The organism is Nonomuraea sp. NPDC003754, assembly GCF_053605785.1.
Genome location: NZ_JBSGJX010000012.1, coordinates 72,143 through 94,186, shown reverse-complemented (window position 1 = coordinate 94,186; position 22,044 = coordinate 72,143). Strand labels below are relative to the sequence as shown.

The 22,044-nt window shown below is 70.0% G+C and carries 24 protein-coding genes; 7 read left to right on the top strand and 17 right to left on the bottom strand.

From position 1 onward, the window contains the following. Positions 1-396: 396 nt before the first annotated feature. Complete coding sequence (locus ACWEVS_RS17330) at positions 397-966, top strand: UTRA domain-containing protein (RefSeq protein ID WP_452552275.1); 570 nt, start codon at positions 397-399, stop codon at positions 964-966. Positions 967-1,232: 266 nt separating this feature from the next. Here ACWEVS_RS17330 and ACWEVS_RS17325 read toward each other — a convergent pair whose 3' ends face one another. From ACWEVS_RS17325 to ACWEVS_RS17300, 6 genes are all read right to left on the bottom strand, one after another. After that, on the bottom strand, positions 1,233-1,889 hold the full coding sequence (locus ACWEVS_RS17325) for a 2'-5' RNA ligase family protein (RefSeq protein ID WP_452552274.1): 657 nt from the start codon (positions 1,887-1,889) through the stop codon (positions 1,233-1,235). Continuing rightward, positions 1,889-3,364: a helix-turn-helix domain-containing protein gene (locus ACWEVS_RS17320; RefSeq protein WP_452552272.1), complete on the bottom strand. Its 1,476-nt coding sequence runs from the start codon at positions 3,362-3,364 to the stop codon at positions 1,889-1,891. Before ACWEVS_RS17320 ends, ACWEVS_RS17325 begins: the two co-directional genes overlap by 1 nt. 1,055 nt (positions 3,365-4,419) lie before the next feature. Then, entirely contained in the window at positions 4,420-5,850 is a 1,431-nt protein-coding gene (locus ACWEVS_RS17315; RefSeq protein WP_452552364.1) for an aldehyde dehydrogenase family protein, read from the bottom strand. A gap of 36 nt (positions 5,851-5,886) precedes the next feature. Further along, positions 5,887-6,240 (bottom strand): hypothetical protein, encoded by a 354-nt coding sequence (locus tag ACWEVS_RS17310; protein WP_449924277.1) that lies wholly within the window; start codon positions 6,238-6,240, stop codon positions 5,887-5,889. 26 nt (positions 6,241-6,266) lie between these two features. Continuing rightward, positions 6,267-7,391, bottom strand: coding sequence for an ATP-dependent DNA ligase (locus tag ACWEVS_RS17305; RefSeq protein WP_449924274.1), 1,125 nt, complete (start codon positions 7,389-7,391; stop codon positions 6,267-6,269). A gap of 2 nt (positions 7,392-7,393) precedes the next feature. Then, positions 7,394-8,113, bottom strand: coding sequence for a pyrimidine reductase family protein (locus ACWEVS_RS17300; protein ID WP_452552270.1), 720 nt, complete (start codon positions 8,111-8,113; stop codon positions 7,394-7,396). 130 nt (positions 8,114-8,243) lie between these two features. On the opposite strand from ACWEVS_RS17300, the gene ACWEVS_RS17295 reads away from it, so the two are divergent. Beyond that, a complete protein-coding gene (locus tag ACWEVS_RS17295) occupies positions 8,244-8,642 on the top strand; it encodes a hypothetical protein (RefSeq protein WP_452552268.1) in 399 nt (132 codons plus the stop codon). On the opposite strand, the gene ACWEVS_RS17290 is transcribed toward ACWEVS_RS17295, so the two are convergent. Further along, positions 8,635-9,540 carry a LysR family transcriptional regulator gene (locus tag ACWEVS_RS17290; protein WP_452552266.1) on the bottom strand — a complete coding sequence of 302 codons (906 nt, stop codon included), beginning with the start codon at positions 9,538-9,540 and terminating at the stop codon, positions 8,635-8,637. The two genes, ACWEVS_RS17295 and ACWEVS_RS17290, sit on opposite strands and share 8 nt — an antisense overlap. Before the next feature lie 73 nt (positions 9,541-9,613). Between ACWEVS_RS17290 and ACWEVS_RS17285 the strand changes: the two genes are divergently transcribed. Further along, on the top strand, positions 9,614-10,003 hold the full coding sequence (locus tag ACWEVS_RS17285; protein WP_449924264.1) for a RidA family protein: 390 nt from the start codon (positions 9,614-9,616) through the stop codon (positions 10,001-10,003). Between the two features lie 123 nt (positions 10,004-10,126). On the opposite strand, the gene glgX is transcribed toward ACWEVS_RS17285, so the two are convergent. The 4 genes from glgX to ACWEVS_RS17265 form a co-directional block, all read right to left on the bottom strand. Continuing rightward, on the bottom strand, positions 10,127-12,256 hold the full coding sequence (glgX, locus tag ACWEVS_RS17280; protein ID WP_452552264.1) for a glycogen debranching protein GlgX: 2,130 nt from the start codon (positions 12,254-12,256) through the stop codon (positions 10,127-10,129). Positions 12,257-12,426: 170 nt separating this feature from the next. Further along, positions 12,427-12,855: an OsmC family protein gene (locus tag ACWEVS_RS17275; RefSeq protein ID WP_449924258.1), complete on the bottom strand. Its 429-nt coding sequence runs from the start codon at positions 12,853-12,855 to the stop codon at positions 12,427-12,429. Positions 12,856-12,959: 104 nt separating this feature from the next. Continuing rightward, positions 12,960-13,493: a peptidase inhibitor family I36 protein gene (locus ACWEVS_RS17270; protein ID WP_452552263.1), complete on the bottom strand. Its 534-nt coding sequence runs from the start codon at positions 13,491-13,493 to the stop codon at positions 12,960-12,962. A gap of 133 nt (positions 13,494-13,626) precedes the next feature. Next, positions 13,627-15,018 carry an ankyrin repeat domain-containing protein gene (locus ACWEVS_RS17265; RefSeq protein WP_449924252.1) on the bottom strand — a complete coding sequence of 464 codons (1,392 nt, stop codon included), beginning with the start codon at positions 15,016-15,018 and terminating at the stop codon, positions 13,627-13,629. A gap of 94 nt (positions 15,019-15,112) precedes the next feature. On the opposite strand from ACWEVS_RS17265, the gene ACWEVS_RS17260 reads away from it, so the two are divergent. Then, positions 15,113-15,775 carry a DUF1707 SHOCT-like domain-containing protein gene (locus ACWEVS_RS17260; protein WP_354904325.1) on the top strand — a complete coding sequence of 221 codons (663 nt, stop codon included), beginning with the start codon at positions 15,113-15,115 and terminating at the stop codon, positions 15,773-15,775. A 162-nt stretch (positions 15,776-15,937) separates the two neighbouring features. Here ACWEVS_RS17260 and ACWEVS_RS17255 read toward each other — a convergent pair whose 3' ends face one another. The 6 genes from ACWEVS_RS17255 to ACWEVS_RS17230 all read right to left on the bottom strand — a co-directional run bounded on the left by ACWEVS_RS17255 (position 15,938) and on the right by ACWEVS_RS17230 (position 19,826). After that, a complete protein-coding gene (locus ACWEVS_RS17255) occupies positions 15,938-16,651 on the bottom strand; it encodes a sirohydrochlorin chelatase (RefSeq protein ID WP_449924249.1) in 714 nt (237 codons plus the stop codon). A gap of 239 nt (positions 16,652-16,890) precedes the next feature. Next, positions 16,891-17,619, bottom strand: a complete 729-nt coding sequence (locus ACWEVS_RS17250; protein WP_354904321.1) for a phosphoadenylyl-sulfate reductase — start codon at positions 17,617-17,619, stop codon at positions 16,891-16,893. Further along, entirely contained in the window at positions 17,616-17,759 is a 144-nt protein-coding gene (locus ACWEVS_RS17245; RefSeq protein ID WP_354904319.1) for an Insertion element protein, read from the bottom strand. The genes ACWEVS_RS17250 and ACWEVS_RS17245 overlap by 4 nt, the downstream gene beginning before the upstream one ends. Next, a complete protein-coding gene (locus ACWEVS_RS17240; RefSeq protein WP_452552261.1) occupies positions 17,756-19,429 on the bottom strand; it encodes a nitrite/sulfite reductase in 1,674 nt (557 codons plus the stop codon). Before ACWEVS_RS17240 ends, ACWEVS_RS17245 begins: the two co-directional genes overlap by 4 nt. Before the next feature lie 123 nt (positions 19,430-19,552). After that, positions 19,553-19,624, bottom strand: a complete 72-nt coding sequence (locus tag ACWEVS_RS17235; RefSeq protein WP_354905218.1) for a putative leader peptide — start codon at positions 19,622-19,624, stop codon at positions 19,553-19,555. A 61-nt stretch (positions 19,625-19,685) separates the two neighbouring features. After that, positions 19,686-19,826, bottom strand: coding sequence for a hypothetical protein (locus ACWEVS_RS17230; RefSeq protein WP_354904315.1), 141 nt, complete (start codon positions 19,824-19,826; stop codon positions 19,686-19,688). A 1-nt stretch (position 19,827) separates the two neighbouring features. Here ACWEVS_RS17230 and ACWEVS_RS17225 point away from each other — a divergent pair, with 1 nt between their 5' ends. The 3 genes from ACWEVS_RS17225 to ACWEVS_RS17215 all read left to right on the top strand — a co-directional run bounded on the left by ACWEVS_RS17225 (position 19,828) and on the right by ACWEVS_RS17215 (position 22,043). Continuing rightward, complete coding sequence (locus ACWEVS_RS17225; RefSeq protein WP_449924241.1) at positions 19,828-20,610, top strand: TIGR03084 family metal-binding protein; 783 nt, start codon at positions 19,828-19,830, stop codon at positions 20,608-20,610. Between the two features lie 32 nt (positions 20,611-20,642). Then, the gene (locus ACWEVS_RS17220; RefSeq protein WP_354904310.1) at positions 20,643-21,014 is read left to right on the top strand and encodes a YccF domain-containing protein; all 372 of its coding nucleotides are present in this window, start codon (positions 20,643-20,645) and stop codon (positions 21,012-21,014) included. Positions 21,015-21,080: 66 nt separating this feature from the next. Next, positions 21,081-22,043 (top strand): YihY/virulence factor BrkB family protein, encoded by a 963-nt coding sequence (locus ACWEVS_RS17215; protein ID WP_452414153.1) that lies wholly within the window; start codon positions 21,081-21,083, stop codon positions 22,041-22,043. Position 22,044 lies beyond the last annotated feature (1 nt).

Here is a 22,044-nt window from a genome sequence, read left to right as displayed (position 1 = left end):
TGCCAGTACATGCATGATCAGCCTTGCAAGGTTGCGGTTCCACTATTCGATATCTGGGGTATTGCGCTAAGCTAGAATGTATCTGATAAATGATCTCAGCGGTGCGGTTGAATGATGCTTCGTTATGTGATGAGGCGAGCTTACCCACAAGGCCTGGCGCCAGATCGGGCCTCTGCTGCCTGTGGTGGGCGGCAGGAACGCCCCTGGCGCGACCACCGCGAAGTCATCAACCGGCACCCTGGTCAATTTTATGATGGGTCATCAGGTGGGGAGTCAAGCTTTATCGGCAGATATCCTCTCGCTGCAGGCCATGCGGTGGCGATCCACCGCTCCTGAAGCGAGGTGTCTGTTAAAGCGATTCCGTAACTGGGAACGTTCATAAGAAAGGGGCCTTTCATGCGAGAGTCCTATCCAGTCCGCCGCTTGGGGCCGGATCGCTACGCCCGAAGCCGCTGGCACGTCACCACTGTCGATGCTTACGCGGACATGCGAAACAATAGTGCCCGCGCTCAGCAGCAGGGGCACCAAACACAGGATGTCTCTCTGGTTGAGGCAGATGAAGTGGTGGCAGCGGCTCTTGGCATCGAGGTGGCCGCAGCCGTTTACGAGCGAGCCCGGGTCATGACACGGGCTGGGGTCCCGACGCACACCATGACGTCGTACTACCGGCAGGCTGATGTCGAAGGCACACCGCTCGTGGACCCGAGGCCGGGGATCGCGGGCGGAGGTGGGGGCTTCCAGGTCCTGACCGATCAGAGGCTCCCGCCATATGAGATCACAGAGGATCTATCGGCCAGAATACCCACGGCGAAGGAAGCTCTCCTCCTGCAGCTGACGGATGGCGAGCCTGTCGTGGAGGTCCAGCGGATTACCCGGACGGCAGAGGGCCGACCGATCGAGTATGCCCGCGGTGTGCATGTTGCCAGCCGGTTCGCTTGGTCGTTCACCTACCCGATCCCGGATTGATCCGGCCACAGCGAAGACCCCCACGTCGGCGGGCGATACCGCCTTCACTGGGCGGCCGGACAGATCAGGCCGCCGATCTGGTCGAGCCGGCGCTGCGACCGTGCGGCGACGACGACCGGCAGGCTGGCGGCGAAATCCGCCCTCCGGGCCAGCTCAGCGGCGTCCTGGCGAGTTGGCCGCGAACGGGCTGCTCCTTCCTACGGGACTCGAAGGCATCTCGGGCCGGTGGCGTACAGTGCCGCGTCGGTGGGCATGGCAGCCTGGCACTATCGGCTGGGTCCAGCCGAGCCACGCCTTCCTAGCGGCACGGTTGCGAACGTTTCCCACTCGTACATCTGCCGGTCTCGGCCGAGCACGATCAGTTCCGCACTACCTATGCGGGCCACTGCGGGTGGCGTGTCTATTGCCGCGAGCGCCGTCGAGACGGGTCCCGCTGAGCCATCGGCGTTGCTGTAGGCGATGCTGACATGGGCGGCGAAGCCTTCGGCGGGTTCGGGTACGTGTGGCCAGACATCATCGATCGCAGCGCGTATCGCGTCGCGGACCGCTGCCGGGGGATCGGCGGGCGCGGCTTCCCAGCGAATGGCCTCGGGCGTCACCCGGGGCCGGTCCAAGGTGATGTCGAAGGGAGGAATGCCGGCCAGCCGTGTGGTGGCCGCCTTGATGATCGCGTGGACGTCCTCTTCGGGGACCTCGTCGACGAAACCGAGGCCTTGCATGGTCAGGTGCAGACACTGGTCGGGCACCAGATCCAAGCCGGGAACGCCGGCCAGTCCTTCACGGTAGTGCCGGGCCAGCCGATGCACCTCTGGCTGGTCGTCGAAGGTGATGTGCCAGGCGTAAAAGCGGCGTCCCTGCTTCCAGCCGGGGCGCCACCACCAGTGATTGGCCATCTGCTCATCGCTCATGGTTGCCGATTTCATCAGATGGCCTCCTGCCCGCGCGAGATGGAAAGGGTACGGGACACCGATTTCAGGCTCCATGCCTCGATCTCGGCCTGCAGGTTCGAGGCCGGAGCGCTGTCACGCATCGGCGAGCGGGCCAAGTCGGCAGCCAGTTCGCCAACCCGGCGAATGACTGGGGCAAGCCGCTGGTGCGGTGGCATGGCGAGCACCGTGCCGATCGCGGCTGCTGTGCCCTCCGGTTCGCCGAGGGCCAGGTGTGCCGAGGCTTGGACGATGCGGATCTGCGCCACGGTCCCGTAGGCATGCTGGCGCCGGTCTGCGAACGCCTCGTTGGCCTCCCGCAGGGCGTCCTGAGCGGCGCCGATACGCAGCAGAACGGCTGCGGAGTAGTTAGCCGAACGGAAGTCGGAGCAGGAGAACAGGCCTCCCAGCTCGTCTGCTCCCCTCGCTTTCTCGCGCGCCTCGGCGGCTTGGACGAGGGCAGTCTGCGCCTGTTGCCGATCGCCCAGAACGGACCAGGCGTCGGCCTCCTGACAGGCGAGCAATATCCCCGCGGTTCCGCGCGGGTTGCAGGCGGCGCCCATGCGGGCGAAGGTAACGGCATCGCGGAGACGGCCGTCCCAGAACGCGATCTTGCTGCGTGTGGACAGGATCCAGGCGCGCAGATCATTGTTGCCGGCGAGCTCGGCGCACAGCCATGCGGTCCTGCTCTGGGTGCCGGCATCGCGGGTATGTCCGAGGTCGGAGCTGATCCAGGCCAGCAGCCCGCACAGGTAGCCGGCTGTGGTGTAAAGGTCCACGGCTTGGCGTGGGTATTGGTGTCCCTTCAGGAGGGCGAAGACGCGGTCGCGAAGCTGCGCGGTACGGCTGAACACGTGCAGGGGTTCGTCGGTGACGTAGCTGTTCGCCAACGATTGCGCGTCGGCCAACAGCTGCTCGAGCGCGATGTCACCAACATTGGTGGCCTCCGCCCACTGCGCCCAGTCCGCCGACTGCGATGCGATGGCATGTACCAGCCCGTTGCTGGTCGGGGGCTGTACAGGGGTCTGTGGGGGCGAGATCGAAGGGGCGGGCAGAGCCGTCACCGGAGGTGAAGGAGGCCTAAGCAGGCTCAGGTCAGTGGCAGGTAAGGCACGCCGGTCGTCCAGGTCTAGGAGCACCTCCGGGGTGCAGCCGTAGATCTCGGCAAGCAGCGTGAGCACCTTCACACTTGGACGGCGGCCTGACGGTGCGGGCCACTTCTCCCATTTGCCCACCAGGGAGGCGTCGGCGGCGACGGCGTGGTCTGGCCTGCTGGCCGCGACAGCGTCGATGCGGTCGGCCGCCTGCTGCAGGGTCCAGCCGTGCGCATGGCGCCAGGCTTCTCGCGGCCGCATCCGCCAGCGGGTACGGATCTCCGCCACGATCTCCGCGTGGCTGCAGCCGACCTCCAGCATCTCCCGGCGCAACGCCTCGCGCTGTGCGTGTGAGCCAGGCTTGGGATGTCCTGCCATGGGCGTGCTCCCTTGGGCGTGATGTCGCAATCAAGGTAACCGTCTGCGCCGGCTCATGACCGCCCCGGCAATGCAGCGCATGCCCAAAAGCAGTCGTCTGGAGCGGTGTTTGCTCACGTGAATCCTATGAAGAAGTGTCCAGAAGATATGGACACCGTCGCCCGTGACTCTTCATCACCATGTGGAGCATCGTTGAACCTGTACCCGGCAACGCGGCGACAAGGATGTCACGATCATGAATTCCGGTCCTCTCATGACGGTCGGCCTCTGCGCTCGCAACCAGCAGGGCGGGCGCCTTAGCCCTGCTGGACTTGGTACTGCGCTGACCGCTCACGCTCCTTCCGGCTTCAGGCCGCTGTTTCCGCCCGGCCGGATTCCGATGATGAGCATTGGCGCCCGCCGAACCTTTAGGCGCAGGCAAGGCTGCCGAGATTCTCCAGCGGCATCTTGCGGACCACGGGACAGCTGCCGATATGCATGATGGAGGCCAGGTGTCGCTGCTGTCGCTGTGGCGGGAGCCAGTGGTGTTCGAGCCCTGGCGGACATCGTTCATCCCCATCAGGCCGGAGCTGCCCACCCCGCGGCCCGCGCCAGCGATGTCCGCCAGATCACCCTGTACAAAAGCGCAAGCGACCACCGGCGGAGGTCGTCATGATTCCGATCATGTTGTGGGCGTCCAGCAATAGGCCGGCCTGGCCGGCAGCAGCCTGGCGCCTCCACCCGCGCCGGCGACGCAACCGCCACCGGCTGAGCACCACTCTTCAAACTCCGGCATTGGTACCTCAACCTGAGGCAACCTGAGGCCGGCCGTTGAGTACGTCGCGCCGCGCACCCCAGATCGCCACGCCTCTTGTCCAGGTCGAGGCGTGGGGGCTCCCGCGAGTTCCAATCCCCACCGTTGGGAGCCCAGCAAGTCGCTCCCGGCAGGGCGCATGTGCGCACCCCGTTCCGCGCACACGCGTGCTGTCTTCCCTGTGATGGCATTCCTGCCGGGAGCGCACCACCCCATGCCTTTCCCGAGCCGAGTAGGCGAGCGGTTCTCTAGGCCTGTTCGCTCACAGGTTGATGATCGCGGCCTTCTCCCTGGTGTACTCCAGCACAGCGTCGTGACCGTAGCCGCTGTCCTTCACCCCGCCGAACGGCAGGCCGGGCGGCATCTGCCGGAAGGTGTTGACCCACACCGCGCCGCTGTCCAGGTCGCGCACGAACCGGTGGGCCCGGCCCAGATCGCGCGTCCACACGCCCGCCGCCAGCCCGTAGACCGAGTCGTTGGCGATGGCCAGCGCCTCCTCGTCGCTGCCGAACGGCAGGGCCACCGCGACCGGCCCGAAGATCTCCTCCTGGCAGACGCGCAGCGCGTTGTCGGTGGCGGTGTAGAGCGTCGGCGCGACCCAGTAGCCGCCGGGCAGGCCGGGCACCACCTCGGCGCCGGTCATCCCGCCGAAGACCAGCTCGGCGCCTTCCTTCTCGGCGATCTCCAGGTAGGAGGCGACCCTCTCGTACTGGCCCGCCGACACGATGGGGCCCATCGTGGTGCCCAGGTCGAGCGGGTCGCCGAGCACGATGCCGGCCGCGGTCGCGCGGATCCGCTCCAGCATCTCGTCCCAGATGTCGCGGTGGATGAGGATGCGTGAGCCGGCCACGCAGACCTGGCCGGCGTTGCCGGTGAAGACGGAGTTCACCGTGACGCCCTGGGTGGCCGCGTCGAGGTCGGCGTCGGGGAAGACGATGTTGGGCGACTTGCCGCCCAGCTCGAAGGTGAGCGGCTTGATCCCGGCCGCCTGGGTGATCGCGATGCCGGTCTGGGTGGAGCCGGTCAGGCTGATCTTGTTAACCCCGCGGTGCCTGACCAGCGCCTCGCCGACGTCCTCGCCCATGCCGGAGACGAGGTTGAGCACGCCCGGCGGCAGCACCTCGGCCAGCAGCTCGCCCAGGCGCAGCACCGAGGCGCTGGCCTGCTCGGCCGGCTTGACGATGACGGTGTTGCCCGCGGCCAGCGCGAAGGCCGCCTTGGCGGAGAACGTCGAGACGGGGGAGTTCCACGGGATGATCGCCAGCGCCACGCCGTACGGCTCCCGCCTGGTCAGCCCCAGGCTGTCGGGACCGAGGATGACGGTGTCGCCCTTGACCGCGTCGAGCACCTGGCCCGCGGCCAGCTCCCAGAGGAAGCGCATGCCTGGCAGGTCCTTGTGCAGGGTGTCGCGCAGGATGCGGCCGTTGTCGCGGGTCTCGATCCTGGCCAGCTCCTCGGCGTGCTCGGCGAAGACCGCCGCGACCTTGCGCAGGTACTGGGCCCTGCCCAGGGCGGGCATCGCCGACCAGGCCGGCAGTGCCGCCCGGGCGGCCGCCACGGCGGCGTCGGCGTCGGCCTTCCCGCTGGCGGGGATCCGCGCCCACACCTCGCCGGTGGCCGGGTTGACCGAGTCGAGGGTGCGGCCGTCGGCCGCGCTGACGAGCCTGCCGCCGATGAGGTTGCGATACTCCATCACGCAACCAAGCATATGCTTGCTTGCTCGACGAGGCTAGCGGCGCGACGACCCCAGTGTGAAGGCGACGTTCACCAGGACGACGCCGCCCCAGACGACCAGATAGGTGAGCAGCCCCGCGTCGCCGACGGTGATCGCGATGGTCGCGATCGTGCCCATCACCAGCGAGACGATCGCCAGCGCCAGCCGCATGCCGGTGATGCTCTGCTGCTGCTTCAGCGTGTGCCACGTGGCGCCCGACTCGGCGGCCACGCGATCGTCCACGCGCCGGTCGACCTCCTTGCCGATCTTGTCGAGGAAGGACTCGACGAGGGAGTCCTCGAAGTCGGGCCCGAGGTCGCGGCGCGCCGCGACGGCCGCACGCAGCTCATCGCCAGGAGTTGACGTCATAGATCGAGATATAACGTATCTTGCGCTCAGCGGGCAAGGATGTCATCAAGGTTGTACGAAACCGGCCTTTCCAACTGCTCATAGGTGCAGGATTCGGGCGTCCGATCCGGCCGCCACCGCCGGAACTGCGCGGTGTGGCGGAACCTGTCGCCCTCCATGGCGTCGTAGGCCACCTCGATCACCAGCTCCGGCCTGAGCGGGATGAACGACAGGTCCTTCTTGGCGTTCCAGCGCGACACCGCGCCCGGCATCCGCTGGCCGCCGCTCGACGGGGTCGCCGCGGGCAGGCCCGCGCGCAGCAGCGCCTGGTCGGCCCACTCGCCCCAGGGATGCTCGCCCAGTGCGGCGAGGTACGGCTTGAGCTCCTCGACCAGCTCGGCCCTGCGCGCCATGGGGAAGGAGGCGGCCACCCCGACATGGTGCAGCCTGCCGTCGGGGCCGTAGAGGCCGAGCAGCAGCGACCCCACGATCGGCCCCGTCTTGTGCTCGCGGTAGCCGGCGATCACCACGTCGGCGGTGCGCTCGTGCTTGACCTTGAACATGGTGCGCTTGTCGGGGACGTACGGCTGGTCGCCGGGCTTGACGATGATGCCGTCGAGCCCCGCCCCCTCGAACATCTCGAACCACTCCGACGCCTGCTCGTCGTTCGTGGTCACCGGGGTCAGCCTGATCGACTCGCCGGCCTCGGGGAAGAGCTCCTCCAGCCGCGCCCGCCGCTCGGCGAACGGCGCCTCCATCAGCGAGCGCGACCCCAGCGCCAGAAGGTCGAAGGCGACGAACGAGGCGGGCGTCTGCTCGGCGAGCATCCGCACCCTGGAGGCGGCAGGATGGATGCGCTGCTGCAGCGCCTCGAAGTCGAGCTCCTGCCCCCTGCGCAGCACGATCTCGCCGTCGACCACGCACTTGTCGGGCAGCTCCGCCCTGACCGCCTCGACCAGCTCGGGGAAGTAGCGCGTGAAGGGCCGCTCGTTGCGGCTGCCCAGGAACACCTGCTCGCCGTCGCGGAAGATGATGCAGCGGAAGCCGTCCCACTTCGGCTCGTAGAACAGCGTGCCGTCCTGCTTGGGCATGCCCTTGACCGCCTTGGCCAGCATCGGCGCCACCGGCGGCCGTACCGGCAGGTCGAGCTGGGGATCGAGCTCGTCGTCCATGGCTACTCCCTGATGTATCTGCAGAAGAGGAAGCCCTCCTCCTCCAGCACGTGCGCCAGGCCGAGGCCGGTCTGGTTCGCCTCGCCGTTCAGGATGCGCGCGGCGCCGCCGCCGATCAGCATCGGGCTGATCGACAGGCACAGTTCGTCGACCAGCCCGGCGGCGGCCAGTTGGGCGTTGAGCCGTGGCCCGCCCTCGCACAGGATGCCGCCGAGCCCCCGGTCGTGCAGCGCCTCGACGGCCAGGCCGAGGTCGACCCGGTCGGCGCCCGCCACGATCACGTCGGCGAGCTCGGCCGCCTCCGCGCGGCGGTCCTTCGGCGCGGCCTCGCAGGTGATCACGATCGTCCGCGCGTACGGCGCCGCCTCGGTGAACAGCGGGCTGCCCAGGTCGAGGTCGAGCCGGCGGGTCACCACGGCGACGGGCGGTGCGGGAGGGCGGCCCTCGCGCAGCGGCTGCCACGACTGCCTCGGTCTGGCCGGGCCGTAGCCCTCGGTCCTGACGGTGGCCGCGCCCGCCATCACGACGTCGGCCAGGCCGCGCAGGACCCCGAAGATCCGCCGGTCACCCTTGCTGGACAGGCCGCCCGACAGGCCCTTCACCCACGAGCCGCCGTCGGCGCTGGCGACCATGTTGACGCGCAGCCAGGGCCGCCGCTCGGGGTAGGCGTAGGCCTGGGGGATGTCTGGATCGTCTGCTGTGTCGGGATGGATGCGACGCACCCCTCTACCTTGGCACACAGCACCGACGAACCGGGGCGAGGGGCGTTATTAGCAGTTTGGTGTAACAGGAGACGTACATAGCCGTTTGTGCATAACGTGGCGGCAGGGCTGCTGCTTCGGAGGAGGCCGGGTGGGCGTGGTCACGGTCGCGTCGTGGGTGCTCAACGCTCTGATCGGCGGCTACCTGCTGTACCTGTGGCTGTCGGGGGGCGGGCTGCGGCAACAGGCGACGAAGGTCACCCGCTTCCCCGTGGCGCTGATCTTCTCCCATCCGGTGCTGGCGTGCTCCGCGCTGGCCTGCTGGGTGGGATACCTGGCCACCGGGCAGCGGGCGCTGGCGTGGCTGGCCTTCGCGGTGCTGTCGGTGGCGGCGCTGCTGGGCTTCACGATGTTCACCAGATGGCTCGGCGCCGGACGCCACGCGCGGGGCGCCGAGCAGCGCTTCCCGCTGCTGGCGGTGCTGGCGCACGGGGTGGTGGGCGTGACCACCTTTGTCCTGGTCCTGCTGTCCGCGTCGTCGATCAGCTGAGCCGCGGCGCGGGCGGGGCGAGGGTCGTGGCCAGGGTGGCGAAGGCGTCCACCAGCGGGTCCCTGGTGTCCGCCCGCCAGGCCAGCGCGACGCTCGTCGTCGGTGCGCCCGCCAGCCGCCGGTAGACCACGCCAGCCGGCCGTACCATGCCCGCCGCGGCGGGGGCCAGGCTGACGCCGAGTCCGGCCGCGACCAGGCCCGCCACCGTCTGCCACTCCACCGCCCGCTGCGCCACCCGCGGCTCGAAGCCCGCCGCCCTGGCCAGCCCCAGCAGCCGGTCGTGAAAGCCGGGGCCGTGCTCGCGAGGGAAGAACACGAACGGCTCGGCGGCCAGGTCGGCCACCTCGATCCGGCGCCGCGCCGCCAGGCGATGGCCCGAGGGCAGCACGGCCACCACCTCCTCGGCCCGCAGCGGCCGCAGTTCGAGCCCGGGCTCCTGCTCCACCTCGCGCACCAGTCCCACGTCGATCACCTCGTCGCGCAGCGCCGCCAGCTGTCGCGTCGTGGTCATCTCGTGCATCTCCACCCGCACCGCCGGCCGCGCCCGGCCGAAGGAGGCGATCAGATCGGGCACGACGGTCAGCGCGAGGGAGGCGGCGAAGCCGACGCGCAGCCGTCCCGCCTCACCTCGCCCGGCCCGCCTGGCGGCCTCCAGGCCGTCGGCGACCTCCTCCAGCGCCCGCCGCGCGGCCGGCAGCAGCTGCGCGCCCACGGCGGTCAGCTCGCGGGCGGCCCGGTCGAACAGCGGATGCCCCACCCGCTCCTCCAGCCGCCTGATCTGCTGGCTGAACGGCGGCTGCGCGACGCCGAGGCGCTCGGCGGCCCGCCCGAAGTGCAGCTCCTCGGCCAGCACCACGAAGGCGTGCAGCTGCCTGAGGTCCAGCTCCGGGCGTTCCATATCTCAAGAGATATCAGGCATGCCCACGCCGCGTCTTGGACATATCGCCCGTGCCGCTGTGAGGATGCCTGCCATGACAGCACGCACGCTCATCTCCAGCGGGTCGACCTTCGAGGAGGCCATCGGCTACTCCCGCGCCGTCGTCCAGGACGGTTGGGTCTTCGTCTCCGGCACGACCGGCTTCGACTACCGGACGATGACCATCTCCGACGACGTGACCGAGCAGGCCGCTCAGTGCCTGCGCAACATCGGCGACGCCCTCGACCGCGCGGGCGCGTCACTCGCCGACGTCGTCAGGGTCACCTACATGCTCCCCGACCCCGACGACTTCGAGCCCTGCTGGCCGGTGCTCCGCGCGGCCTTCGCGCAGGTACGGCCCGCCGCCACGATGATCGCCTGCCGCCTGGCCGACCCGCGGATGCGCATCGAGATCGAGGTCACCGCCCTCCTGCGCGCGTCCTAGCGCCCGGCCGTGCCGCGGACGGCCGCTCACCGTCCGGTGCCGGCCGGCGGCATGCGCGCCCACTGCTCGAAGGCGCGCGGGGACGCCGGGCAGGGTAGCGGTGCCGGCGACCTCGGCACTCGTCTAGGGCTGGGACGCCGGCCGCGCGTGGCGCAGGACCTGCATGCTGTGGGCCGTGACCGGCACCAGCGCGCCCGGCGACCGCTGATCGTCCAGGGACTCCTCGCGCGGCGTCTCGTCGTCCGTGTTCAGCACGATGGTCCACGAGTCGGCGAACTCCGCGCCGGGCAGCGTGAACGTCATGTCCTCGTGGTGGGCGTTGATCAGCAGCAGGAAGGAGTCGTCCACGATGCGCTCGCCGCGCGGCCCAGGCTCGGTGATGGCCTCGCCGTTGAGGTAGACCGACATCGACTTGGCGTAGCCGGTGTGCCAGTCGCTCGCCGTCATCTCCGCCCCCGCGGGGGTGAGCCAGACCAGGTCGCGCTTGCCGTCCTCCGGCGTGTGGCCGCGGAAGAAGCGGCGGCGCTGGAAGACCGGATGCTCGCGGCGCAACCGCGACAGCGCGCGGACGAAGTCGAGCAGGCCCTCCTCGGTGCGGGCCATCGACCAGTCGACCCAGGCGATCTCGTTGTCCTGGCAGTAGGCGTTGTTGTTGCCGCGCTGGGTGCGGCCCAGTTCGTCGCCGTGGGAGAGCATGGGCACCCCCTGCGACAGGAACAGCGTGGTCAGGAGGTTACGGCGCTGGCGGTGCCGCAGCCGGACGATCTCCGGATCCTCGACGGGCCCCTCGGCGCCGCAGTTCCACGAGCGGTTGTCGTCGGTGCCGTCGCGGTTGTCCTCGCCGTTCTCCTCGTTGTGCTTGCGGTTGTAGGAGACCAGGTCGGCGAGCGTGAAGCCGTCGTGGCAGGTGACGAAGTTGATGGAGGCCACCGGGCGGCGGCCTGAGGTGGCGTACAGGTCGGCGGAGCCGGCCAGGCGGGAGGCGAACTCGGGCAGCGCCGACCCGGTGCCGCGCCAGAAGTCGCGCACCGAGTCGCGGTACTTGCCGTTCCACTCGGTCCACAGCGGTGGGAAGTTGCCGACCTGGTAGCCGCCCGGACCGACGTCCCACGGCTCGGCGATCAGCTTGACCTGGGAGATCACCGGGTCCTGCTGGATGAGGTCGAAGAAGGCGCTCAGCCGGTCGACGTCGTGCAGCTCGCGGGCCAGCGCGGCGGCCAGGTCGAAGCGGAACCCGTCGACGTGCATCTCGAGCACCCAGTAGCGCAGGGAGTCCATGATGAGCTGCAGCGCGTGGGGGGAGCGCACGTTGAGGCTGTTTCCGCAGCCGGTGTAGTCGAGGTAGTAGCGCCGGTCGCCGTCGTGCAGGCGGTAGTAGGCGCCGTTGTCGATGCCGCGGAAGCCGAGCGTCGGGCCCATGTGGTCGCCCTCGGCGGTGTGGTTGTAGACGACGTCGAGGATCACCTCGATGCCCGCCTCGTGCAGCGCCCGCACCATCGCCTTGAACTCCAGCACCTGCTCGCCGCGCTGGCCGGCGCTGGAGTAGGCGCCGTGCGGCGCCAGGTAGGCCATCGTGTTGTAGCCCCAGTAGTTGGTCAGCCCGCGGGCGACCAGGAAGTGCTCGGGCACGAAGTGGTGCACCGGCATGAGCTCGACCGCGGTGACCCCGAGCGAGAGCAGGTGGTCGATGATCGCCGGGTGCCCGATGGCCGCGTAGGTGCCGCGCTGCTCCTCGGGGACCGCGGGATGGCGCATGGTCAGCCCGCGCACGTGCGCCTCGTAGATGACCGTCTGGTGGTACGGCGTGTGCGGCGGCCGGTCGTTGCCCCACTCGAAGAACGGGTTGATGACCACGCTCTTCGGCATGTAGGGGGCGCTGTCGACGGTGTTGATCTTGGAGGGGTCGGTGAAGTGGTAGGAGAAGACCGCCTCGTTCCACCGCAGCTCGCCCTCGATGGCCTTGGCGTAGGGGTCGAGCGTCAGCTTGGCGGGGTTGCAGCGGTAGCCGCGCGGCGGGTCGTAGGGGCCGTACACGCGGTAGCCGTACCGCTGGCCCGGCATGATGCCGGGCAGGTAGCCGTGCCAGACGAAGCCGTCGACCTCGGGCAGCTCGATGCGCTCCTCGGCGCCGTCGTCGTCGAACAGGCACAGCTCGACCCGCTCGGCGACCTCGGAGAACACCGCGAAACTGGTGCCTACGCCATCCCAGGTGGCGCCGAGGGGATAGGGCTCACCCGGCCAGACCTCTCGCATGTGGCCCGATTGTCGCACGTGTCCGCCTTTCCGTCGCTATGACGAGAGTACGAACCCTTGAGGGGTTCTCGCTCCCGCGGCGTGTCGCCGTCCCGTCAGGGGCGGGGAAGATGTCGCGTCGCGGGCCCCGCGTCGAGCGGCGGCGCCGGGCCCGCGCCGACCGGCGGGCCTCAGCCGAGCAGTTCGGCGTTGAGCGAAATGATGGTGCCCGCCAGCGCCTTGCTCACCGGGCAGTTGGCCTTGGCCGTCTCGGCCGCCTCCTGGAACTGCTCGGCGGTGATGCCGGGCACCTGCGCGCGCACGCTCAGCACGATGCCCGTGATGCCCTCGCCCGGCTGGAAGGTCACGTCGGCCTTGGTCTCGATCGTCTGCGGCGGGGTGCCTGCCTGCGCCAGCCCGTGGGACAGGGCCATCGAGAAGCACGAGGAGTGCGCGGCCGCGATGAGCTCCTCGGGAGAGGTCTTGCCGTTGGCCGCCTCGGCCCTGGAGGGCCAGGAGACGTCGAAGGTGCCGACGCCCGAGGTGTCGAGCGAGACCTGACCGGAACCGTCGAGGAGCGCGCCCTTCCACTGCGTGGTCGCGGTACGGGTGGTCGCCATGGCGATGTCCTTTCGCTGGAAAACCCCAACATATCCCGCTGGTCGTCGATGATCGCCGGTACCCGCCGCGGGGTCGCGGGGCCGCGTCGACGGCCGGCGGGCGGTCAGTCGCAGCCGCCCGAGCCGCGCGTGCTCAGGCATGCCCAGTCGAGCGTGCCGGCCTGGCGGCGCGCGCCCGAGGGCAGCGTGTTGGGGCTGCCCAGGTAGGACCCGTAGACCTTCACGGTGGGGGTGTCACGGGTGCGGCGCAGCAGCAGCTGGGCGGTGTGGTGGTTGTTGTGCACCGAGCCGAACCGGTCGATCCGCAGGTCGACCCACTTGCCCTTACCGCTGAGCACCCACTGGTTGCCGCGGTAGCGCGACCGCTCCCAGAAGCAGGCCACGCCCGAGTCGCAGTCGCCCTGCCCGTCGAGACTCGCGCACGTGGACGGGAAGACGTGGACGCTCAGCGCGCCGTCGTCGTAGCTCACGGTGTTGGTGTCGACCCTCGTGCCGCCGGGATGGCGGGCCAGCTGCGCCGCTATCGCATTGTCGCTGTCGAGCGCGCACTGGTCGGTCGGGTCGGCGGCGGCATGGCCCGCCGAGGCGGGCAGGCAGGCGGCCAGGAGGGTGATCGCGGCGGCGAGTCCGATGTGCACGCACGGTCCTAACGTCGGAGGCTGATGACGAACGGAACGTTAGCGTGTGACTGCGCTGTGTTACACCACCTTCTCGCCAAAGTCGCCGCGTGACTCCCGCGCGGCACGTCGGGGAGTCACGCGGCGTGCGCGCTCAGCCCTCCAGGGACCTGCGGGCCTCCTCAGCCACCTCGCGGGCGTAGTCGTCGTCACTGTCGGCCAGCACCCGCTCGAACCCGGCCCTGGCCCTGTCGTCCTTGCGCAGCGCGAGCCCGCGGGAGGCCTCGGCGACGGTGCGCAGGTCGCTGTCGGCCAGCCTGTTCGCCAGCGCCTCACGGATCTGCGGGGTGTCGGCGTCGAGGTTGGCCAGACCCGTGGTGGCCCAGTCGCGGACCTCGTCCTCGTCGTCGGCCGACATCTCGACCAGCAGCGCGAGGCCCTCGCTCCAGAGCCCGCCCTCCTCGCCGCCCAGCTGTTCGGCATCGCCCGGCAGCACGTCGGCCAGCGCGATCGCGTCCGTCATGGTGCGCTTGTGCCCGGGGCGGCCGATGATGCCGAGTACCTGGGGCAGCGCCCTCGGGTCGCCCTGGTGGCCGAGCGCCGCCAGCACCGACCGCAGCACCTGCGGGTCGCCCTCGGTCGTGGCCATCTTGCGCAGCAACGGCAGGGTCCGCTCCCGGTAAGGCTTGTCGCCGTCCTCGGTGACCCCGAACTGCGCGATGGCGTCGACGCCGAACTCCCGCTCGCGGGCGTCCTCGCTGACGCACAGCCGGGACAGCGCCTCGTAGGTCTCCTCGTCGGCGCGCTTGCCGAGGGTGTCGGCGACGATCCACCACGTCTCGGCGTCCTCGTCGGTGTCGCGGTGCGCCACCGCCCTGGCCACGAGCTGGTCGACGGGGGTGTGGATGCCGTCGGCCTCCTCCAGGAGGGTGGCGATCGCCGCGTGGCCGCGCTGGGCCTGGACCTGCTCGCGCTCCTCGCCGTCGGGGGACTGGCCGGCCACCGTGACCAGCTCGGTGCCGTCCTTGGCGTACTGGCGGCCCACGACGTACTCCCAGCCCTCCTGCTCGATCTGGTCGAGCAGTGCGCTCTCCAGGTGGACGCCCACCCAGTCGACCGCGATGTCGAGCGGTGTGTCGCCGTCGGCGTCGTACTTCTCGATGTCGGCGCCCGCGTCGAGCAGCACCCTGACCACGCCGAGCGCGCCACGCCTGGCGGCCAGCGTCAGTGGCGTGTCACCGTCGTCGTTGGCCGCGTTCACGTCCGCGCCCGCCTCGATGAGCACCTGGGCGGTCTCGGCATGGCCGTTGGCCGCCGCCCACGCCAGCGCCCGCCAGCCGCCGCTCTCGGCGCCGTCGACGTCGGCGCCCCCGGCCAGCAGCGCCTGTGCCACGGCCACGCGGTCCCATGCGGCCGCCGCGCACAGCGGGAGGCCCTCCTCCTCGCCCTGGCTGACCACCTTGGGGTCGGCGCCCGCGGCCAGCAGCTCGCCCACGGTCTCCAGGTCGCCGGTCAACGCCGCCCTGTAGAGCTGTTCCTCATGCATGACAGGACCCTAGCGTCTTCCGTCTCGGCCCAGACTCGTGCGGCTCGGCGATCTCGGGCTCCGCAAGCCCGTCAAAACGCGATATGTTGCGTCTATGAATGAACCGGGGGACCTGCGCGCCTCAGACGCCGAGCGAGAGGCCGTCGTCGAGCGGCTGCGAGAAGCCTCGGTCGAGGGCCGGTTGACGCTGGTCGAGCTGACCGACCGGACGGAGGCCGCCTACCAGGCGACCACGCACGCCCAGCTGGCCCTGATCACCCAGGACCTGCCGGCCGCCGGCATCGCGGCACCCCTGCCCGCCGCGCCGCCCTCACGTCGCCGGCGGTGGTTCGTGGCGATCATGGGTGACTCCAAGCGCCGCGGCAAGTGGCGGATCGACCAGGAGCTCGGCGCCGTCGCGGTGATGGGCGACGTGCTGCTCGACCTGCGCGAGGCCGAGGTCCGCACCAACACCATCGACGTCACGGCCGTCTCCGTGATGGGCGATGTGAAGATCATCGTTCCGGACGGCGTGGACGTCGACCTCGACGGCATGGCCGTCATGGGCGACAAGAAGGTCGACGTGCTGGAGGCCGCGCCCGGCATGAACGTGCCCGTGGTGCGCGTGCACGCCTACGCGGTCATGGGCGACGTGAAGGTCATCGGCGACTCGCGGGCCAAGCCGATCAAGCGAGGCTGGGCCGCCTGGCGCGAGCACCTCGGCCTGTCCCACGAGCAGCTGTGGAGCGGCGAGCGGCGGCAGCTCGACCGCGACTGACCCCGCGGGACCGGGCCGGGCCGACCACGCCGGGTCCGGGCCGGGCCGACCACGCCGGGTCCGGGTCGGGCCGAACCGGACGGCCCCGATCAGCCGGGCCGACCACGCCGGGTTTCGAACCGGGCCGGACGGGGTCGCCCCGATAGGCCGGGGCAGCCCCGATCAGGCCGGGACCGCGGCGGGTTCGGCCCGCAGCGCGAGCTCGTAGCGTTCGAGCAGCACCTCGACCAGCTCGGGGGCCGGACCGAGCACGTCCGACACGACGTCGGCGCCCGCGCCGCGCCGTACCTTGTCGGCGAAGAAGCCGGGCGCCAGCAGGTACGGCGCGACGGCCACCCGCGGTGCTCCCGCGGCACGCAGGGCCGCGACCGCCTCGGCGGGGGTGGGCCCGGCCGCGGACGCGTAGGCGGGCGTGACGGCCCACCAGCCGGACCGGCGGTCCCAGTCGCGGGCCAGAGCCGCGACGACGGCGTTGGCGCGGGCGTCGCTCGAGCCGGCCGAGACCAGCACGACGGCCGTGCCGGGATCGCCGGTGGCGACCCCCGCCTCCGTCAGGCGGCGGTCGAGGGCGTCGAGCAGCAGCGGGTGCGGGCCCAGCGTCGTGCCGTAGCGCACGCGCAGGCGGGCGTCACGGGCGCGCGCCTCGGCCAGCGCGGCCGGCAGGTCGACCCTGCTGTGGTAGGCCTCGGTCAGCAGCAGCGGCAGCACGACCGCCTCGCGCAGGCCGTGCAGCGCCTGGCCGAGCGTCGGCGGGCCGTGGTCGAGGTAGGCCGAGCGGACCTCCAGGCCGGGCCGCCGCCGGCGGACCCGGTCGAGCAGGGCCTCCACGGTCGCGGCGGCGCGCGGGTCGCGTGACCCGTGCGCCACCGCGACCAACGGGATCGCGCCCCTGCCAAGGCGCGCTCCCTCACCCGCCGGATGCCGACCGGCGGTGGCAGGAGGTCCCGGGGCATGCGGTTCAGCGGCCACCGCTCCCGGGACGACAGCTCGCGGGGTCACAGCTCCCTGGGCCACAGCTCCCGGGAGCAGGGCTGCAGGGATCGGAGTCCCCGCGGCCAGGGTCTCCGGAGCCGGCGTTTCCCGCGTCAGCGCTTCCTGGATCAGCGCTTCCTGGATCAGAGGTGAATGCCGCATTCGGTCTTCCCCATGCCCGCCCAACGGCCGCTGCGCGGATCCTCGCCCTCGGCCACCTGTCGCGTGCAGGGCGCGCAGCCGATGGACGGGTAGTTGTCGTAGTGCAGCGGGTTGATCAGGACGCCGTTGTCGGCCATGTAGTTGTCGACGTCGTCCTGGGTCCACGCGGCGATCGGGTTGACCTTGACCATCTGGCGCTTGGCGTCCCACTCCACGACCTTGGTGCCCGTGCGCGTCGGCGACTCGTCGCGGCGGATGCCGGAGAGCCACGCCAGGTACGGCTCGAGCGCCCGGTTGAGCGGCTCCACCTTGCGCAGGTAGCAGCACAGGTCGGGATTGCGGCCGAACAGCCGCGGACCGAGGTCACGCTCCTGTTCCTCCACCGTCCGCGACGGCTTCACATCGATCACGTTGACGTCATAGACCTGCCGTACCGCGTCACGGGTGCCGATCGTCTCGGCGAAGTGGTAGCCCGTGTCGATGAACAGGACGTCAACACCCGGCTTCACCCTGCTCACCAGGTCGATCAGCAGGGCGTCGCTCATGGAGGAGGTCAGGCACAACCGGTCGCCGAACGTGGCGGCCGCCCACCGGATGATCTCCCTGGCGGGCGCGCCCTCCAGGAACACGGCGGCGGACTCGACAATGGACTGCAGGTCGAGCGTGCCGCGCTGTTCTCTTAACGTCACCTCGATGTCAACCAGCGTCATATCCTCACTCCGATCCCGAGAAACTTGAGCTTGAAGGCGCGGGCGCAGGCCCGGCAGTACCAGCCGCCGTCGCCCTCGTAGGGCTCCAGGTCCTCCTCACCGCAGTACGGGCAGTGGAAGGGAACCGCGCGTTCGCTCATCTGAGGTCCGCCTCGTCCGCTCGCTGGACCCAGTCGGCGAACGACTCGCCCTCTTTCTTCTGGTCCTCGAAGTGGGTCAGGACCCGCTCGACGTAGTCGGGCAGCTCCTCGGCCGTGGTCTTCAGGCCGCGCACCTTGCGGCCGAAGCCCGCGTTGACGCCGAGCGAGCCGCCGAGGTGGATCTGGAAGCCCTCGACCTGCTCGCCCTTGTCGTTGACGACCAGCTGGCCCTTCAGGCCGATGTCGGCGACCTGGATGCGGGCGCAGGAGTTCGGGCAGCCGTTGACGTTGATGGTCAGCGGCTCGGCGAAGGCCGGCAGCCGCTTCTCCAGCTCGTCGATCAGGTGGGAGGCGGTGGCCTTGGTCTCGACGATGGCCAGCTTGCAGTACTCGATGCCGGTGCAGGCCATCGTCTGGCGGCGGAAGGTGGAGGGCGTGACCTGCAGGTCGTGCGCCTCCAGCGCGGCCACCAGCGAGTCGACCTGGTCGGGCGCGACGTCGAGGATGACCATCTTCTGCTCGACGGTGGTGCGGACCCGGGCCGAGCCGTGCCGCTCGGCCAGGTCGGCGATCACGTGCAGCGTGTCGCCGTCGAGTCGGCCGACCTTGGGCGCGAAGCCGACGTAGAAGTTGCCGTCCTGCTGCGGGTGGACGCCCACGTGGTCGCGGCGGCTGTTGCGCGGCTGCTCGGGCGCGGGGCCGTCGGGCAGGTCCTCCTTGAGGTACTCCGTCTGCAGCACCTCGCGGAACTTCTCCGGGCCCCAGTCGTTGACCAGGAACTTGATCCTGGCGCGGTGCCTGAGCCTGCGGTAGCCGTAGTCGCGGAAGATGCCGATCACGCCGCCGTAGACGTCGCCCACCTGGTCGGGGCGGACGAACACGCCGAGCCGCTTGCCGAACATCGGGTTGGTGGACAGACCGCCGCCCACCCACAGGTCGAAGCCCTTCTCGCCCTGCTCGTTGACGACCCCGACGAAGGCCACGTCGTTGATCTCGTGCACCGTGCAGTGGGCCGGGCAGCCGGAGATGGCCGACTTGAACTTGCGCGGCAGGTTGGAGTAGGCCGGGTCGCCGATGAAGCGCTCGTGCACCTCGCGGATCGCCTCGGTGGCGTCGAGCACCTCCTCGGAGTCGATACCGGCCAGCGGGCAGCCGAGGATGACGCGCGGCGTGTCGCCGCAGGCCTCGGTCGTCGACAGGCCGACGGCCTCCAGGCGCTGCCAGATGTCGGGCACCGCCTCGATCTCGATCCAGTGGTACTGGATGTTCTGCCGGTCGGTGACGTCGGCGGTGCCCCGGCCGTACTGGTTGGAGATGTCGGCCAGCACCCGCAGCTGCTCGACGCTCAGCTGCCCGCCGTCGATGCGGACGCGCAGCATGAAGTAGCGGTCGTCCAGCTCCTCCGGCTCCAGGACGGCGGTCTTGCCGCCGTCGATGCCGGGCTTGCGCTGGGTGTACAGGCCGTACCACCGCATGCGTCCACGCAGGTCGGCCGGGTCGATGGAGTCGAAGCCGCGCTGGGAGTAGATGTCGATGATGCGCTGGCGTACGTTCAGCCCGTCATCGCTCTTCTTGTTCTCCTCGTTCTTGTTCAGCGGCTCGCGGTAGCCGAGAGCCCACTGACCTTCGCCGCGCGGGCGCTTGTGATGCCGGCTGGCAGGGGTGGTCATAGCGCGTCCTTTGGGTCATGGGCGCGCGCCGGCCTCCTCCTGCCTCATCGTCGAGTGCAGGGGACCGGGGTGTGCGACGCGCGCGTCGTTCCAGAAAGAAAACGGAAAGGAGAGCGGGCGTCGCTAACAGATGGCGCTGCGGACACGCTGAAGGTCGACGTGACGTCGCACGACGAGCATCGGGTCCGCTGGCATACCTCAGACCATACCTTGGCGGTCTGCCATGTCCAACAGTGGTCCAGAGTCTGGACGATCTTCAGCCCTGCCTGGGCCAGTCGAGTTCCGACTCCTTGGGCGTGTCCTCGCTCTGGTGCTGGCAGTCGCACCACGAACCGCCCCTGCACTCCTCGTGATGCTTCTCCTTGCACTTCTCGCAGATCACCACTTGATTATTCATCGTGGACTTCTTCCCGGCCCTGCTCATCGACCTGCGCGACGAGACCGCCGACCTCGAGTCGCTCCTGGAGGGCGCCGACTGGGAGCTCCCCACGCCGGCCGAGGGGTGGCTGATCCGCGACCAGGTCGGCCACCTGGCGTGGTTCGACGAGGCGGCGGTCAGAGCCGTCACCGACCCCGGCTCCCTGCGGGCCGGCGAGGTGGCCGAGACCTTCGTCGACGACCTGGTGGCCGAGGCCCGCGCGCTGCCCGCCGCCGAGGTGCGCGCGTGGTTCCGTACGGCCCGCGCCCGCATGCTGGAGGTGTTCGCCACGCTCGATCCCAGGCGGCGCGTCCCCTGGTACGGCCCGCCCATGTCGGCCGCCTCCTTCGTCACCGCCAGGCTGATGGAGACCTGGGCCCACGGCCAGGACGTGGCTGACGCGCTGGGCGTGGTCAGGACTCCCACCGCCAGGCTCAGGCACGTGGCCACGCTGGGGGTGCGGGCCATGCCGTACGGCTTCGCGGTCAGGGGCAGGCCGGTGCCCGCCGACCCGGTGCGGGTGGAGCTGACGCTGCCGGACGGCGTGCCGTGGACGGCCGGGCCCGCGGGAGCGCGGGACGTGGTGCGCGGGCCGATGCTCGACTTCTGCCTGCTGGTGACCCAGCGGCGGCACCTGGACGACCTGCGCCTGGAGGTGACGGGCGAGACGGCGCGGGAATGGACGGCGGTCGCGCAGGCGTTCGCGGGCCCGCCGGGGAAGGGCAGGGACCCGTCAGGGGTGATTCAGGGCGATTCCGGATGATCGTTTGGGATATGTGCTGACATGCTGAACATATGCGCACCATTCTGAACGTGATCTGGCTGGTCCTGGCCGGCCTCTGGCTGGCGATCGGCTACGTGATCGCCGGCGTCATCTGCTGCATCCTGATCATCACGATCCCCTTCGGCATCGCCTCGTTCAGGATCGCCGGCTACGCGCTGTGGCCCTTCGGCAGGACCGTCGTGCGCGATCCCGACGCCGGCGCGATGTCGACCATCGGCAACGTCATCTGGATCATCTTCGCGGGCTGGTGGCTGGCGCTCGGCCACATCATCACCGCGATCCCGCTGTTCATCTCGATCATCGGCATCCCGCTGGGAGTGGCCAACATCAAACTCATCCCCGTCTCGCTCCTGCCCCTCGGCGCGCGTATCGTCGAAACCTGACACGAGATCGGATTGTCACAGGTCATGCGGGGAAGCTGACCTCGGACAGCGAATACCTTGGTTGCCATGACGTCCACCGACGCACCGCCCGGCGCGAAGCGCCGCGGGCCGCGGCTCAGCATGAGCCGCGCGAGGGAGCGGCTCAGCTGGGTGCTGGACACCCGGTCGTGGGCCATCGTTCGCGCGTCCGTGGACGCCGGCGTCAACTACCGCGTCACCGGTCTGGCCGGCGAGGCCGCCTTCTTCGCCCTGCTGTCGCTGCCGCCGTTCGTGCTCGGGCTCATCGCCGTGCTGGCCCAGCTGAGCTTCGTGCTGGGCCCCGACACCGTCCAGACCGTGCGCGCCGAGGTGGAGAAGCAGGCGCAGTTCATCTTCACCGACAACGCCATCGACCAGGTGATCAAGCCCCTGCTGGACGACGTGCTCAGCAGCGGCAACACGGTGCCGCTGATCTCGGTCGGCTTCCTGCTGGCGCTCTGGTCGGGCTCACGCGCGCTGTACGTGTACGTGGACCTCATCTCGGTGGCCTACGGCCTGGGCGAGGAACGCGGCATCATCCGCACCCGGCTGATGTCCTTCGGCCTCTACCTCATCGCCCTGCTCATCGGCGTCGTCGTCATGCCGGTCATGCTCATCGGGCCCGACCTGCTCAGATCGGCGATCAAGGACTACGCGGTGCTGGTCGACGTGCTGTACTGGCCCGTCGTCATCATCGGCTCGGTGCTGTTCCTGACCCTGCTCTACCACGTCAGCGTGCCCGTGCGGACCCGGTGGTTCCGCGAACTGCCCGGCGCGGTCCTGGCGCTGTTCCTGTGGCTGGTGTGCGCGATGGTGCTGCGCACGGTCCTGGCCTCCTGGTTCTCGCCCGTCTCGGTGTACGGCTCGCTGGCCGCGCCCATCGCCGTGCTGCTGTGGCTGTACATCACCGCGCTGGCCGTGCTCATCGGGGCCATCCTGAACGCCGAGGTCGACCGGCTGTGGCCGGGGGAGGGGACGACCAGGGGCAGGGCCGGCCGTACGGCAGGCTGAC